Here is a 13,919-nt window from a genome sequence, read left to right on the forward strand (position 1 = left end):
GGTTTCCGACTTCTGCCAGCGGCCAGGCCTTAGCCCGCCACCTGCCTCATCATTCCAGCTTGATGTTGCGGGCCTTCACGATGTTCTTGGCCTTGTCGAATTCCTTCTGGATTTCGCCGCGGAATTCTTCAGGCGTGTTGCCGGCGGGGGCCGCACCCTGCTTGGCCAGCGTTTCCTTCACGGCCGGATCGTTCAGCACCTTGACGGCGGCGTCACGCAGCTTCTTGACGACATCCGCCGGCGTGCCGGCCGGGGCGAGCAGACCATACCAGGCCGGATCGTTCATGGCCGTCAGGCCCAGTTCCTTGAAAGTCGGCACATTCGGCAGGCCATCGACGCGGTCCTTCCACGACACGGCGATCGCGCGCAGCTTGCCGCTCTGGATGTGCGGCATCGACGACGGCAGGTTGTCGAACAGGATCTGCACCTGGCCGCCCATGGCGTCGGCAATGGCCGGACCCGATCCGCGGTAAGGAATATGCACGATCTGGGCGCCGGTCTCGACCTGGAACAGCTCGCCCAGGAAATGGAGAATGCCGCAGGTGCCCGAGCTGCCGTACGAATACTTGCCCGGATTCTTCTTCAGTTCTTCAAGAAAGCCCTTGTAGTCCTGCGCCGGAAACTTCGGGTTCACGGCCACGACGTTTGCGGTGTATGCCAGGTTGGTAATGGGCTGGAAGTCTTTGATCGGGTCGTAGCCCAGCTTGGGGTTGCACGCCGGGTTGATGGCCATGGTGGACACCGTGGCAATGCTGAGCGTGTAGCCGTCGGCCGTGGCGCGCGCGGCTTCGCTGGCGCCAATGGCACCGCCGCCACCGCCGCGGTTTTCCACCACGAAGGGCTGGCCCAGCTCGCGGCCCATCTTGTCACTGACCAGGCGCGCAACGATATCGGTCGTGCCACCCGGTGCAAACGGAACAATCACGCGCACCGGTTTGTTCGGGAAATTCGCCTGTGCCTGGGCCAGGCCCGGGGCAAGCGTCACGGCCATCACCGCCGCAGCGGCTGTGCCAAGGCCAAGCTTGAACAAATTGGTTTTCATGCACTCTCCTGTTTATTATGGATAGTTGGTGCCGACATGCGCGGATATGGCATACGGACGTCCCCTGCGAGATTTCCCCGTCCGGCAGCTCCGGTAATCACGACACCGGATGATGCTGAGCTTTTGACTCCGGGGGGATGCGGTCGAGAATAACAAACAGGTTGCCCCCGCTGTGCACATTGCCCTTCTGGTTTTCCCGGACTTTCTCCTGATTGCGATCGGCTGGTTACTGCGTAGAAAGCTACATTTCAGTGCCGAATTCTTTGCCGGGACCGAACGCCTCGTTTACTACGTGCTATTCCCGGCGCTGCTGTTCCAGTCGATCGTGCGCACGCCGATCCAGCTGGAAACGGCGGCGACCATGATCTGGGCGGCGGCCGCCATGATGCTGATCGGCGCCCTGCTCTCGTGGCTGGCCTGGCCGGTGCTCAAGCCCGATGGCCAGGCCTTTGCATCGGCGGTGCAGTGCGGCTTCCGGTTCAATTCCTATATTGCGCTGGCGCTGGCCACACGGTTGGCCGGCGAGGCGGGCCTGAGCGCCATGGCGCTGCTGATCGGCTTTTCGGTGCCATTGGCCAACGCGATGGCGGTGTACGCCTTGGCGCGGCACGCCAAGACCAATCTGTTCGGCGAACTGATCCGCAACCCGCTGCTGCTGTCGACCGTGGCGGGGGTGCTGTACAACCTGGCGGGCTTTACGCTGCCCGGGCCGCTGGATGCGCTGATGTCGCGCCTGGGATCGACGGCCATCACGCTGGGCATTCTGTGTGTGGGCGCGGCGCTGGCGCTGGGCGGCGCGCGCGACAACCTCAAGCTGATCAACTGGATATTGGTGGTGCGCCTGCTGCTGCTGCCGCTGGTCGCGTTGGCCTTGGGATTGCTGCTACCGCTGACGCTGGTCGAACGCCAGATGCTGCTGCTGTTCGGCGCCCTGCCGACGGCGTCCAGTGCCTACGTGCTGGCCGCAAGAATGGGCGGCCAGGGCGAAATCGTGGCGTTGCTGATTTCCGCCAGCACGGTGCTGTCTGTCGTGACTATTCCGCTGTGGATGCAGGTGCTGCTGTAGCAAGCACTGGCTTATCCGCCCGTTCGCGCCGGTCCAGCGCAGCAAGCGCCCACTGCACGTGTTCGCGCACCAATGCGCTGGGGTGATCCGTGCGGGTCAACAGTGCCTCGCGCACTTTGGGCGACGGCCGTGCGTTCCCCAGCCCGACCGCAATATTACGTAGCCACCGTTCGTGCCCGACACGCCGGATCGCGCTGCCTTGCGTGCGCTGGTCGAACTCGGCTTCGGTCCACGCAAACAGGTCGATCAACGACGAGGCCTCCAGCCCGTGACGAGGCGCAAAGTCCGGTTCGGCCGACACTTGCGCGTACTTGTTCCACGGACAGGCGGTCTGGCAGTCATCGCAGCCATAGACCCGGGTGCCGATCAGCGGCCGCAGGTCTTCGGGAATGCTGCCCTTCAGTTCGATGGTCAGGTAGGAAATGCAGCGCCGCGCGTCCAGCACATACGGCGCCACGATGGCCTGCGTCGGACAGGCGGTGATGCAGCGCCGGCAACTGCCGCAATGGGGCTCGCGGGCGTCATCGGCAGGCAGGGGAAGATCCGTCAGGATTTCCCCCAGAAAGAACCAGCTGCCTTCGCGCGACAACAGCAGGGTGTGCTTGCCTCGCCACCCGATGCCGGCCTTGCGGGCCAGTTCGACTTCCATCAGCGGGGCCGAGTCCGTAAACGCCCGATACCCGAACGGCCCAATGGCGTCGGTGATGCGGTCGGCCAGTTTCTGTAGCTTTTGACGCAACACCTTGTGGTAATCCCGCCCCAGCGCGTAACTGGCCATGACAGCGGTTTCGCCGTCAGCAAGCGCTTGCTGCTGACGGCGCGCCAGGTCGGCGCCCGGGGCCGGCGCATAGTCCAGCCTGACCATGATGGCCGACCGGGCGCCGGGGACGAGTTCCTGGGGCGCCAGCCGCACGGGCAGGTGGCGCTCCATATAATCCATTTCGCCGTGCATGCCGGCTTCGACCCACTGGCGCAGCCGGGCACCGGCATCCTGCAGGTCCAGATCCGCGATGCCGACGGCGCCAAAACCCAGTTCCCGCCCCCATGTGCGGACCTGTTCGACCAGCGCGGCCGGATCGAGCGGCCCGGTGGACGCCGGGGTAGAAGGAGAAAACGATGACATATTGCGATGGTAGCCGAGCGCGGCCCGAGCGGGACGGCGCACCATGACGCCGCTCGTTCACACGGGCTATCTGCCCGACGAAACCGACACCGACACGCTGGCCGAAACGCTGGCCCCACAGGTCATGACCGGCGGCCGGATTCACCTGGAAGGCGACCTGGGGGCGGGCAAGACGGCGTTTGCCCGGGCACTGTTGCGCAAAGTGGGCGTTACAGGTCGAATCAAAAGTCCCACCTTCACGCTAGTTGAACCTTACAAAGTTTCGAACTTATACTGCTATCACTTTGATTTTTATCGATTTACCGACCCACGCGAGTGGCTCGACGCCGGATTCCGCGATGCCCTGCGCGATGACGCCCTAGTGCTCATCGAATGGGCAGAGCGTGCGGGCAACGCACTTCCGGTCCCGGACCTGAATGTCGCGTTGGCGTATGAAGGCGCAGGACGCGGTGTGACGCTGACGGCGTACACCGCACGAGGGCAGGCATGGCTGAGACACCTATTTCCCGACGCCGCGGCGCCTTGAGCATCGCGGATGACACCGTGCCGCTTTCGGGCGGCGATGTGCCGTGCTACGACGATGCGCAGGCGATTCCGACCCGCGGCATGTCGCGGCGGCGGCTGGTCGCCGGTCTGGCGGCCACCTTGTTCGTGCCCCTGATTCCGACGGCGGCGCGCGCCGCGACGCTGCTGGCCGTCCGGCTGTGGCCCGCGCCTGACTACACGCGCGTCACGCTCGAACTCGACACCGAACTCAAGACCGAACACTTCGTGCTCGCCAACCCGCATCGGCTGGTGGTGGATATCGAAGGCGTCGGCATGAACGCCACCCTGCGGGAACTGGTGTCCAAGGTGCGTCCGGATGATCCGTTCATCTCGGCCTTGCGCGCCGGCCAGAACCGGCCGAACGTCGTGCGACTGGTCATGGACCTGAAGCAGGAAACCGCGCCGCAGGTGTTCACGCTCAAGCCCGTGGGTGATTATCACCATCGGCTGGTGCTGGACCTGTACCCCAAGATTGAACGCGACCCCTTGCTGGCCCTGGCCGACAAGGAAACCGACGATCCGATGGCCCGGATCCTGAAGAACATTGGCAAGGACCCCGACGGCGACGGCATGAAAGTGCCGGGCAGCGATGGTGTCAGGGTACCCGGCGACGACGGCATCCAGGCCCCGGGCACGGGCGGCGGCGCCAGTGGCAACGCCATGGCCAATGCGCCAGGCGGCATGGGCGATGGCGGATCCGGCAGGTCCGGCAGCGCCATGGCCAATGGCCCCGTGGTCAATCCCCCGCAGGCGGCCGACAACATGCCGACGGCGACGCTGCCTTCGCGCTCGCAAGGTGGGCGCAACACGCGGCCGTACTCGCCCAACGTGTCCCGCATGATCACCGTGGCGCTGGACCCCGGCCATGGCGGTGAAGATCCGGGCGCCGTGGGCGCGGGCGGCACGCGCGAAAAAGATGTCGTGTTGAAGATCGCGCGCATGCTCAAGGCCCGCATCGACCAGCAACCCAATATGCGCGCCATGCTGACCCGTGACGGCGACTTTTTCGTGCCGCTGCATGTGCGGGTTGAAAAGGCGCGCCGGGTCCAGGCCGACCTGTTCGTCTCGGTGCATGCCGACGCGTGGATCAAGCCCGATGCCCGCGGATCATCGGTGTTTGCGCTGTCGGAAGGCGGCGCCAGCAGCAGCGCGGCGCGGTGGCTGGCCAACAAGGAAAACTCTGCCGACCTGATCGGCGGGATCAACATCGGCACGCAAGACAAGCAGATCGCCCGCGTGCTGCTGGACCTGTCGACCACGGCGCAGATCAACGACTCGCTCAAGCTGGGCAGCGCGGTGCTGGACGAACTGTCCAACATCAACAAGCTGCACAAAGCCAAGGTCGAACAGGCGGGGTTTGCGGTGCTGAAGGCGCCGGATATCCCGTCCATCTTGATCGAGACCGCCTTTATCAGCAATCCGGAAGAGGAAAAACGGCTGAAGGACGGCGACTACCAGGACACGATGGCCACGGCCATCATGCAGGGGATCCAGCGCTACTTTGCCAAGAATCCTCCGCTGGCAAAGAACAAGCTGACCTGATCGGGTCCATGCGGCGGGCGATGCCCGAAAAAAAGCCCCTCTGGCCTAGGCCGAGGGGCTTTTTTATTGCCGGCACAGACTGCCCGGAGGCGGCCTGCACGGGATCACGGCGTGGGCGCGTCGCCCTTGTTGCGCATGCCCGACGTCAGCTTCCAGATGCCACCCAGCACGACCGGCACGATGGCGGCGGCCATGCCGATCAGCACGATGGTGTTCAGGTGTTCACGCACCAGGGGCAGGTTGCCGAAGAAGTAGCCACCGAACACCAGCAGCAGCACCCAGGTCAGCGCGCCGACGACGTTAAAGAACTGGAAGCGCGCAAAGTTCATGTAGCCGACGCCCGCCACGAAGGGGGCGAAGGTGCGCACCACTGGCAGGAAGCGCGCCAGGACCAGCGTCTTGCCGCCGTGTTTCTCGTAGAAGGCGTGGGTCTTGGTCAGCGCCTTGCGGTCCAGGAAACGTATGTTCTGAGAGAACACCTTGGGCCCGATCATCCGCCCGATCATGTAGTTGAGCGTGTTGCCCCCGATGGCGGCCACCAGCAGCAGCGCGATCAACAGCCACAAGTCCATCGCGCCCGTGGCGGCAAACGCCCCGGCAATGAACAGCAGCGAGTCGCCTGGCAGGAAGGGCAGCACCACGAAGCCCGTCTCCCCGAAAATGATCAGGAAGAGCACCAGGTAGATCCAGGCGCCGTACTCGGCGATCCAGATGCCCAGGGACTTGTCGATGTGGAGCAGCATGTTCAAAAATTCAAGCATAGGTCTCGGCAGGTAAGAACGAACGGTGGGACGGCGCGCAGATACGGGAGGGACCACGCAGGAACAGGGCACTATAGCCGACAGTACGACCACTTATAATCCGCCTTATGTCTCTCCGCCGCGCCATCGCCCCCCTCCCCGACCTCCTCGTCAGCCAGATCGCCGCCGGCGAGGTGATCGAGCGTCCCGCCTCCGTCCTGAAAGAGCTGATGGAGAACGCCATCGACGCCGGCGCGCGGGCGATTGACGTGCGGCTGGAAGGCGGCGGCATCCGCCGGATCGCGGTCACGGATGACGGCAGCGGGATCCCGCCCGACGAACTGCCCCTGGCGGTCGCGCGGCACGCCACCAGCAAGGTCGCGTCGCTGCACGAGCTCGAGTCGGTGGCGTCAATGGGATTTCGCGGCGAGGCGCTGGCGTCGATTGCGTCGGTATCGCGGCTGTCCTTGATTTCGCGTACGCCAGACAGCCCGCATGCCTGGCAGTGGGAGGACGGCGAGGTGTCGCCCGCGTCCGGCCCCCCGGGCACCACGATCGACGTGCGCCAGCTGTTCGATTCGGTCCCGGCGCGCCGCAAGTTCCTGAAGTCCGAAGGCACCGAGTTCGGCCATTGTGTGGAGGCCTTTGAACGGATTGCGCTGGCGCACAGCGGTATTGCCTTCCGGCTGTTCCACCACGATCGGGCGCACCAGCAGCGGCTGCCGGCGCGGCCGGTGACGCGTGTGTACGACGTGCTTGGGCCTGAATTTGCCCAGACCGGGTTGCCAGTCAGCGTGGAATCGGGCGCGATCCAGCTGCACGGCGTGATCTGCCGGCCCACCGCGTCGCGGGCGCGGGCCGACAAGCAATACCTGTATGTGAACGGGCGTTTCGTCCGGGATCGCACGGTCAGCCACGCGCTGCGCACCGCCTATGCCGACGTGCTGCATGGCGACCGGCAGCCCGCCTATGTGCTGTTCCTGGATATCGAGCCATCGGCGGTGGATGTGAACGTGCACCCGGCCAAGCATGAAGTGCGGTTCCGCGAAAGTGGCGCGGTCTACCGCTTCGTCTCGCATGCGATCGGGCAGACGCTGGCGCATGCGGCGGGGTCGGCGGTGGCTTCCGATGCTGGGGGTGCTGCGGCAACGTCGGGTAGCGGCAGCCTGCAGGGCGCGGCCGGGGGCGGCACGGGGGGTAGTGATGGGGCGGTATCGGGAGGCCGTGATGCGGCCGGCTTCGCGCTGTCGGGAACGACCGTGCCGGCCCCCGCCGCCACGGCATCTCAACTGCCTTTCCGTCTGCATGATGGCGCCGCGGCGGGCTTTCGCCCTGCCTATCGTGCCCCTGGCTACCCTTCCGCCCTAGGCGACCGCCTGATGGCCCTGCATGAGCCGTTGACCGGCGCCCCAACCGGTCCTGGCTACGGCGACGGCGGGCAGCCGGCCGATGGCGCGCAGGCGTTCGACGGCAGGCAAGACCTGGCGGGGCCGGTGGCGTACGGCAATGATGCCGCGCTGGCCGGCGGCCCGGTTGCCCCGTATGCCATGCCCCTGGGCGTGCCCGCAGCCACGTCGGCGCTGGACCGCATCGCCGCGCAGTCGCGCACCTTGCCCGAAGGCGTCGAGCATCCGCTGGGCATGGCCGTGGCGCAATTGCACGGCATCTACGTGCTGGCGCAGAACGATCGCGGCATGGTGGTCGTGGACATGCACGCCGCGCACGAACGCATCGTGTATGAACAGCTCAAGAACGCCCTGGATGGCCAGATGATTCCGCAGCAGCAGTTGCTGGTGCCGGTCGTGTTCCGGGCGTCGGAAAAAGACGTGGCGATCGTCGAAGAACATGCCGAGCCGCTGGCCGCGCTGGGCTTCGAACTGCGTCCCGCCGGCCCGGCATCGATCGCCGTGCGCGCCGTGCCCGCCGTGCTGGCGCAGGCCGATATCGAAACGTTGGCGCGGGACGTGCTGCGTGACTTTGCCGACGTCGGCGCGTCCCGCCTGCTGACCGAACAGCGCAACGAACTGCTGGCGACCATGGCCTGCCACGGCGCCGTCCGGGCCAACCGCCGTTTGACCCACGACGAGATGAACGCCCTGCTGCGCCAGATGGAAGCCACTGAACGCGCCGACCAGTGCAATCACGGCCGGCCGACCTGGGTGCAACTGAGCGTGGCGGATCTGGACAGGCTGTTCTTGCGTGGGCGGTGATCGGGTGGACAACACGAAGGTCATGGACCCCGATGCGGCGCACGCGATGCCCGCCATCCTCTGCCTGATGGGCCCGACCGCCGCTGGCAAAAGCGCGGCGACCCTGGCGCTGGCCGCGCGCTGGCCGATCGAGATCATCAACGTCGATTCGGCCACGATCTATCGCGGCATGGACATCGGAACAGCCAAGCCCAGCCCGGACGAACGCGCCCAGGTACCCCAGCATCTGCTGGATATCCGCGACCCGTCGGACAGTTATTCGGCCGGCCAATTCCGCAGCGATACGCTGGCGCTGATCGACGCTATCCGCGCGCGTGGGCGCATTCCGCTGCTGGCGGGCGGCACCATGATGTACTTCAAGGCGCTGCGCGACGGCCTGGACACCTTGCCGCAAGGTGATGCCGTCGTCCGCGCCCAACTGGACGCCCGAGCCGCACAGATCGGCTGGCCGGCGATGCACGCTGAACTGGCCGACATTGATCCGATCACCGCGGCGCGCCTGTCGCCCAACGATAGCCAGCGCGTGCAGCGTGCGCTGGAAATCCACGCATTGACCGGGCAGCCCATGTCGTCGCTGCTGACCCAGGGCAAGGCGCAGGCGGACCCGGCGCCCTGGCGTTATGTGAACCTGAGCCTGGAGCCCGCCGACCGCGCCGGCCTGCACGCCCGGATCGAACAACGCTTTGATGCGATGCTGGAACAGGGCCTGGTTGACGAAGTGCGCAAGCTGCGCGCGCGGCCGGAATTGCACCCCGACCTGCCGTCGATCCGCTGCGTGGGCTACCGGCAGGTGTGGTCCTACCTGGAAGGCGCGATCCACGGCGCCGAGATGCGCGGCCAGTCGATTGCCGCCACCCGGCAACTGGCCAAGCGCCAGATCACCTGGCTGCGCGCCCTGCCCGACCGGCATATCGTGGACTGCCTGGCGCCCGATGCCGTGGATCGCGTGATCGACCTGGCGGCCCCGTGGATGAAGACGCCTTGATCACAACGGCGGCAGGCACGTGTGTTTGCGTCAACGTGACTCCTTTTGCCTGAACGCGACCGCGCCTGCATGGACGCGACGGCTCTGCCTGGACGCGACCGCATGGCAGCCACCTCGGCTGCGTCCAGCCTGCCTTGTGCGCTCCTTCCGCCTGCTATGCTCCTTGATGGGCACGCGAGTACGCCGGATGCCGGATGCCGGATGCTGGATGCCGGATGCCGGATGCCGGATGCCGCATACCGGACGCCAGACGCCGCCCGATCACGAACACCTGAACACCCGAACACACTCAAGCCACACCGCCAAGACACCATGGACAAATTCTGGAGCGACGTCACCCGTCAACTGACCCCCTATGTGCCGGGCGAACAGCCGCGCATCGACGGGCTGGTCAAGCTCAATACCAACGAGAACCCCTACCCGCCGTCACCGCGCGCGATCGAGGCCATCCGCGCCGCGGCAGATGGCGCGCTGCGCCGCTATCCCGACCCCGACGCGACCGACCTGAAGGCCGCCGTCGGCCGGTTCCATGGCGTGCCGGTGGACCAGGTCTTCGTGGGCAACAGTTCGGATGAAGTCCTGGCGCATACCTTCGTCGGCTTGCTCAAGCACGACAGGCCCCTGTTCTTCCCGGACATCACCTACAGTTTCTACCCGGTCTATTGCGGCCTGTATGGCATCGACTACCGGACCATTCCGCTGGCCGACGACTTTGCCATCCGCGTCGAAGACTACGGGCAGGACGCCGGGGCCATCATCTTCCCCAACCCGAACGCCCCGACCGGTCTTGCGCTGGGTCTGGACGCGATTCGCACACTGCTTGCGGCTCACCCGGACCAGGTGGTTGTGGTCGACGAAGCCTACGTCGACTTTGGTGGCGAGACCGCGATTCCGCTGGTGGCCGAATTCCCGAATCTGCTGGTGGTGCAGACCCTGTCCAAATCCCGTTCGCTGGCCGGCCTGCGCGTCGGTTATGCGATCGGCCAGGCACATCTGATTGCCGGCCTGGAACGCGTCAAGAGCAGCTTCAATTCCTACCCGCTGGACCGCCTGGCCATTGCTGGCGCGAGTGCGGCGATGGACGACAAGGCCTACTTCGACCAGACCTGCCAGGCCATCATCACGACGCGCGACCAGTTGACGAAAGACCTGCAGACGCTGGGCTTCGAGGTCGTGCCGTCCGCAGCGAATTTCGTCTTCGCCAAGCACCCGGCCCACGCCGGCGCCGACCTGCTGGCCGCCCTGCGCGAACACAAGGTGATCGTGCGCCACTTCAAGCATCCGCGTATCGACAAATACCTGCGCATCACGGTGGGTACGGATGAAGAATGCGGCGCGTTGATCGCGGCGTTGAAGCAGATCCTGTAGACCGTTTCCGGCAGGCGGCTTCAAGCCGCCGACCTCAAGCCGCCGACCTCAAGCCGCGGCCGTCACGCCACCGTCGTCCAGCGGCCGTATTTCCCGATCTGCGTGTCGTCAAAGTTGAAGCCCAGGCCTGGCGTCTGGTGCAGGATCACGCGGCCGTCCTTGTGTTCCAGCTGGCGATCGACCAGGCGGCGGAAATTCAGCACCTGGTCGTCCCAGAAGAACTCGACATAACGGGCGTTGGGCGTCGCGGCCACCAGGGGCGCGTGGATGTCGTGGAACCAGTGCGGGCACATCTGGACGCCATACCCCGCGGCCATGGCGGCGATGCGCTTGAATTCGGTGATCCCGCCGCACACTGCCGCATCCGTCTGCAGGATCGCGGCGGCGCCCATGTCCAGCAGTTGCTTGTGATACCAGCGGCCGTAGCCGATCTCGGCGGTGGCAACCGGGATGCGGGTCAGCTTGGCCAGGCGGGCGTGGCTTTCCACGTCGTCGGGGCTGAAGGGTTCTTCTATGAAGTACGGATTGAACGGCTCCATGCGGCGCAGGTATTCCATGGCTTGCACCGTGTCGACCCAGCCGTTATTGCAATCGAGCATCAGTTCGACATCGTCCCCCACGGCGTCGCGTGCTGCCCGCACGCGTGCTTCTTCGCCCGAGGGTGACAAACGCCCCGTCTTCATCTTGACGGCCTTGAAGCCGAGTTCCACGAAGCCGGCCATCTCTTCACCGAGCTGTTCCGCGGTCTTGCCATCGACGTAATAGCCGCCGCTCGCGTAGGCCGGCACGGTGTCGAGTTCGACGGCGCCCAGGTACTTGTGCAGGGGCAGGTTGGCGGTGCGGGCGTTCAGGTCCCATAGCGCAATGTCGAGTGCGCTGAGTGCCCGCATGACGGTGCCCATCCGCCCTTGCAGCAGGGATTCCTGGTACATGTCCTTCCACAGCCCTTCCACGGCCAATGAATCACGGCCTATCAGGACGGGGGCCAGCAACTGTTCGACGGCGACACGAAAGATCTCGCCCGCCTGGTTGCCCACGTAGCAGAAGCCGATGCCTTCCACGCCGTCGGAACTGCGCACCTTGACCAGGCCATAGTGGCGGTCCGTCACGGTCCGGTTGGCCAGATAGGTCACTTTGTCGAGCGGGACGCGCGCCACGCATACGTCGATGGATTGGATAATCGCCATGGGGTCTCCTGTGGATGAATGCCTGCAATGACGCCACTATGCGACGCTTCACCCCGCAAAAAAACCTCTCGATCGCGGTTTCAGAACACGTAAAATCCGTGTTCATGGACATGCGTTTTCTTGAAAGCTTCGTGACGGTGGTCGAGTCGGGTTCGATTGCGGACGCGGCGCGCCGGCTGGATCTGGCCCCCACGACGGTGGCCCAGCAGATCCGTGCGCTGGAAGCCGACCTGGGCTCGCGGCTGTTGATGCGGGCAGGGCGAACGGTCAAGCCCACCGTAGCCGGTGCGCGGATCGTGGATCACGCAAAGCAGTTGCTGGAAGGCGTGCAGACCCTGCGGTCCGCCGCGTCCGACACGGGACTGCCCGCGGGTCCGCTCCGGCTGGGCGCGACGCCGACCGCATTGACGGGATTGCTGCCGCCGTTGATGCGGCGATGGATGCACGTCTACCCGGACATCCAGATTTATGTCGAGCCGGGCACGTCGTCGCTGCTGCTGGGACGGGTGCAGGACGGCAGTCTGGATGCGGCGATCCTGGTGCATCCGGCTTTCGAGTTGCCCAAGACTTGCGGCTGGACACCGATCCGTGACGAACCGCTGATCCTGCTGACGCCAGCCCGGATGCGCGTTACCGACCCTCTGCTGACGATCGCGCGCCACCCCTTCATCCAGTACGACCGCAAGGTCGTGGCGGGCAAGATGGCGGATGACTATCTGCGGCGCCAGGGCATCCGCACCAAAGTGCAGTTCGAGCTGGATGGCATCGAGCACATCGCCCAGTTGGTGGCGGAAGGCTTCGGCGTGTCCGTGTTGCCGGATTGGCCGGGACTGGGGTCGCCCGATCCCCGGGTGCGCCGGTGGCCACTGCCCGCGCCCTGCCCGTCGCGCCAGGTGGGCATGGTGTGGGTGCGGGGGTCGCCAAGATCGCCGCTGGCGGATGCGCTGCACGCGCATCTGGACAGCATTCCCGAGGCGCGCCAACAACAAAAAACCCGCCCCTGATTCAGGTGGCGGGTTTTTGTCTACATGGCCGACAGGCCGGGGCCTTTACACCACGGTCGTCTGCGGCGCGTCGGCAGCTTGATCAACGATCTCGCCAATCCGGTCCACGGTTTCACCGGCCGCGCGCAGCGTAGCGATCACGGCGTCGGCTTCTTGCGCGCCGACCACGATCACCATGCCGATGCCGCAGTTGAAGACGCGGTGCATTTCGTTGTCGGCCACGCCGCCCTGGGCCTGCAGCCAGGTGAACAGGTCGGGCATCTTCCAGGCGTCGCGGTGCAGGGTGGCGCTCAGGCCGGGGCGCAGAATGCGCGGCACGTTGTCCAGCAGGCCGCCGCCGGTAATGTGGGCCAGGCCCTTGATCTCGTGCTTGGCGATCGCCTGCAGCACCGGCTTGACGTAAATGCGGGTCGGCGCCATCACGACGTCACGCAGCGCCTGGCCGTGGAAGTCGGTATCGGGCGTGGCGCCCGCACGGTCGATGATCTTGCGGACCAGCGAATAGCCGTTCGAATGCGCGCCGCTGGAAGCCAGGCCCAGCACCACGTCGCCGGGCTGGATCTTGCTGCCGTCGATGGCCAGCGACTTTTCGACCGCGCCAACGGCAAAGCCGGCCAGGTCGTATTCGCCGTCGGGGTACATGCCGGGCATTTCGGCCGTTTCACCGCCGATCAGGGCGCAACCGGCCAGCTCGCAACCTTGGGCAATACCGCCGATCACGGTGGCGGCCGTGTCGACCGACAGGCGGCCGCACGCAAAATAGTCGAGGAAAAACAACGGTTCGGCGCCTTGCACCAGAATGTCGTTCACGCTCATGGCGACCAGATCGATGCCGACCGTGTCGTGCTTGTTCCACGAAAACGCCAGGCGCAGCTTGGTACCCACGCCGTCGGTGCCGGACACCAGCACGGGTTCGCGATACTTCTTCGGGACTTCGAACAGGGCGCCGAAACCGCCAATGCCCGCCAGCACGCCTTCGCGCATCGTGCGCTTGGCCAGTGGCTTGATGCGCTCGACCAGGGCGTCGCCGGCATCGATATCGACTCCGGCGTCGCGGTAGGTTAAGGAAGAAGCGCTAGGTTGCTGTTCGGACATGGAATAACCAG

General features: G+C 65.6%; 12 protein-coding genes. 7 read left to right on the forward strand and 5 right to left on the reverse strand.

Annotated features, from left to right (window positions below):
• Nucleotides 1-49: 49 nt before the first annotated feature.
• Nucleotides 50-1,042: a tripartite tricarboxylate transporter substrate binding protein BugE gene (locus HD883_RS09975; protein WP_179585941.1), complete on the reverse strand. Its 993-nt coding sequence runs from the start codon at nucleotides 1,040-1,042 to the stop codon at nucleotides 50-52.
• A 172-nt stretch (nucleotides 1,043-1,214) separates the two neighbouring features.
• Between HD883_RS09975 and HD883_RS09980 the strand changes: the two genes are divergently transcribed.
• Complete coding sequence (locus tag HD883_RS09980; protein ID WP_179585939.1) at nucleotides 1,215-2,108, forward strand: AEC family transporter; 894 nt, start codon at nucleotides 1,215-1,217, stop codon at nucleotides 2,106-2,108.
• Here the strand turns inward: HD883_RS09980 and queG are convergent.
• Nucleotides 2,077-3,276: a tRNA epoxyqueuosine(34) reductase QueG gene (queG, locus tag HD883_RS09985; RefSeq protein WP_373563339.1), complete on the reverse strand. Its 1,200-nt coding sequence runs from the start codon at nucleotides 3,274-3,276 to the stop codon at nucleotides 2,077-2,079. The two genes, HD883_RS09980 and queG, sit on opposite strands and share 32 nt — an antisense overlap.
• On the opposite strand from queG, the gene tsaE reads away from it, so the two are divergent.
• Together tsaE and HD883_RS09995 are read left to right on the forward strand one after the other, a co-directional pair.
• On the forward strand, nucleotides 3,275-3,757 hold the full coding sequence (gene tsaE, locus HD883_RS09990; protein ID WP_179585936.1) for a tRNA (adenosine(37)-N6)-threonylcarbamoyltransferase complex ATPase subunit type 1 TsaE: 483 nt from the start codon (nucleotides 3,275-3,277) through the stop codon (nucleotides 3,755-3,757). The two genes, queG and tsaE, sit on opposite strands and share 2 nt — an antisense overlap.
• A gap of 80 nt (nucleotides 3,758-3,837) precedes the next feature.
• The gene (locus HD883_RS09995) at nucleotides 3,838-5,319 is read left to right on the forward strand and encodes an N-acetylmuramoyl-L-alanine amidase (RefSeq protein ID WP_179588635.1); all 1,482 of its coding nucleotides are present in this window, start codon (nucleotides 3,838-3,840) and stop codon (nucleotides 5,317-5,319) included.
• 104 nt (nucleotides 5,320-5,423) lie between these two features.
• Here the strand turns inward: HD883_RS09995 and HD883_RS10000 are convergent, their stop codons facing one another.
• On the reverse strand, nucleotides 5,424-6,080 hold the full coding sequence (locus HD883_RS10000; protein WP_179585934.1) for a VTT domain-containing protein: 657 nt from the start codon (nucleotides 6,078-6,080) through the stop codon (nucleotides 5,424-5,426).
• A gap of 107 nt (nucleotides 6,081-6,187) precedes the next feature.
• Here HD883_RS10000 and mutL point away from each other — a divergent pair, with 107 nt between their 5' ends.
• From mutL to hisC, 3 genes are all read left to right on the forward strand, one after another.
• On the forward strand, nucleotides 6,188-8,269 hold the full coding sequence (gene mutL, locus HD883_RS10005; protein ID WP_179585932.1) for a DNA mismatch repair endonuclease MutL: 2,082 nt from the start codon (nucleotides 6,188-6,190) through the stop codon (nucleotides 8,267-8,269).
• Between the two features lie 22 nt (nucleotides 8,270-8,291).
• The gene (gene miaA / locus HD883_RS10010; RefSeq protein ID WP_179588634.1) at nucleotides 8,292-9,254 is read left to right on the forward strand and encodes a tRNA (adenosine(37)-N6)-dimethylallyltransferase MiaA; all 963 of its coding nucleotides are present in this window, start codon (nucleotides 8,292-8,294) and stop codon (nucleotides 9,252-9,254) included.
• A gap of 312 nt (nucleotides 9,255-9,566) precedes the next feature.
• On the forward strand, nucleotides 9,567-10,622 hold the full coding sequence (hisC, locus tag HD883_RS10015) for a histidinol-phosphate transaminase (protein WP_179585930.1): 1,056 nt from the start codon (nucleotides 9,567-9,569) through the stop codon (nucleotides 10,620-10,622).
• A gap of 62 nt (nucleotides 10,623-10,684) precedes the next feature.
• Here hisC and HD883_RS10020 read toward each other — a convergent pair whose 3' ends face one another.
• Nucleotides 10,685-11,809 carry a mandelate racemase/muconate lactonizing enzyme family protein gene (locus HD883_RS10020; RefSeq protein WP_179585928.1) on the reverse strand — a complete coding sequence of 375 codons (1,125 nt, stop codon included), beginning with the start codon at nucleotides 11,807-11,809 and terminating at the stop codon, nucleotides 10,685-10,687.
• Nucleotides 11,810-11,913: 104 nt separating this feature from the next.
• Between HD883_RS10020 and HD883_RS10025 the strand changes: the two genes are divergently transcribed.
• Nucleotides 11,914-12,813 carry a LysR family transcriptional regulator gene (locus tag HD883_RS10025; protein WP_179585926.1) on the forward strand — a complete coding sequence of 300 codons (900 nt, stop codon included), beginning with the start codon at nucleotides 11,914-11,916 and terminating at the stop codon, nucleotides 12,811-12,813.
• Nucleotides 12,814-12,858: 45 nt separating this feature from the next.
• Here HD883_RS10025 and purM read toward each other — a convergent pair whose 3' ends face one another.
• The gene (purM, locus tag HD883_RS10030) at nucleotides 12,859-13,908 is read right to left on the reverse strand and encodes a phosphoribosylformylglycinamidine cyclo-ligase (RefSeq protein ID WP_179585924.1); all 1,050 of its coding nucleotides are present in this window, start codon (nucleotides 13,906-13,908) and stop codon (nucleotides 12,859-12,861) included.
• Between the last annotated feature and the right edge of the window lie 11 nt (nucleotides 13,909-13,919).

It is taken from the genome of Pigmentiphaga litoralis (assembly GCF_013408655.1).
GTDB classification, from domain to species: domain Bacteria; phylum Pseudomonadota; class Gammaproteobacteria; order Burkholderiales; family Burkholderiaceae_B; genus Pigmentiphaga; species Pigmentiphaga litoralis_A.

What these genes read in the sequence shown, in the direction of transcription:
- HD883_RS09975 (WP_179585941.1), bottom strand. Translation starts at nt 1,042, where the DNA reads ATGAAAACCAATTTGTTCAAGCTTGGCCTTGGCACAGCCGCTGCGGCG.
- tsaE (WP_179585936.1), top strand. Translation starts at nt 3,275, where the DNA reads ATGACGCCGCTCGTTCACACGGGCTATCTGCCCGACGAAACCGACACC.
- queG (WP_373563339.1), bottom strand. Translation starts at nt 3,276, where the DNA reads ATGGTGCGCCGTCCCGCTCGGGCCGCGCTCGGCTACCATCGCAATATG.
- HD883_RS09995 (WP_179588635.1), top strand. Translation starts at nt 3,838, where the DNA reads ATGTCGCGGCGGCGGCTGGTCGCCGGTCTGGCGGCCACCTTGTTCGTG.
- HD883_RS10000 (WP_179585934.1), bottom strand. Translation starts at nt 6,080, where the DNA reads ATGCTTGAATTTTTGAACATGCTGCTCCACATCGACAAGTCCCTGGGC.
- mutL (WP_179585932.1), top strand. Translation starts at nt 6,188, where the DNA reads ATGTCTCTCCGCCGCGCCATCGCCCCCCTCCCCGACCTCCTCGTCAGC.
- miaA (WP_179588634.1), top strand. Translation starts at nt 8,292, where the DNA reads ATGGACCCCGATGCGGCGCACGCGATGCCCGCCATCCTCTGCCTGATG.
- hisC (WP_179585930.1), top strand. Translation starts at nt 9,567, where the DNA reads ATGGACAAATTCTGGAGCGACGTCACCCGTCAACTGACCCCCTATGTG.
- HD883_RS10020 (WP_179585928.1), bottom strand. Translation starts at nt 11,809, where the DNA reads ATGGCGATTATCCAATCCATCGACGTATGCGTGGCGCGCGTCCCGCTC.
- HD883_RS10025 (WP_179585926.1), top strand. Translation starts at nt 11,914, where the DNA reads ATGGACATGCGTTTTCTTGAAAGCTTCGTGACGGTGGTCGAGTCGGGT.
- purM (WP_179585924.1), bottom strand. Translation starts at nt 13,908, where the DNA reads ATGTCCGAACAGCAACCTAGCGCTTCTTCCTTAACCTACCGCGACGCC.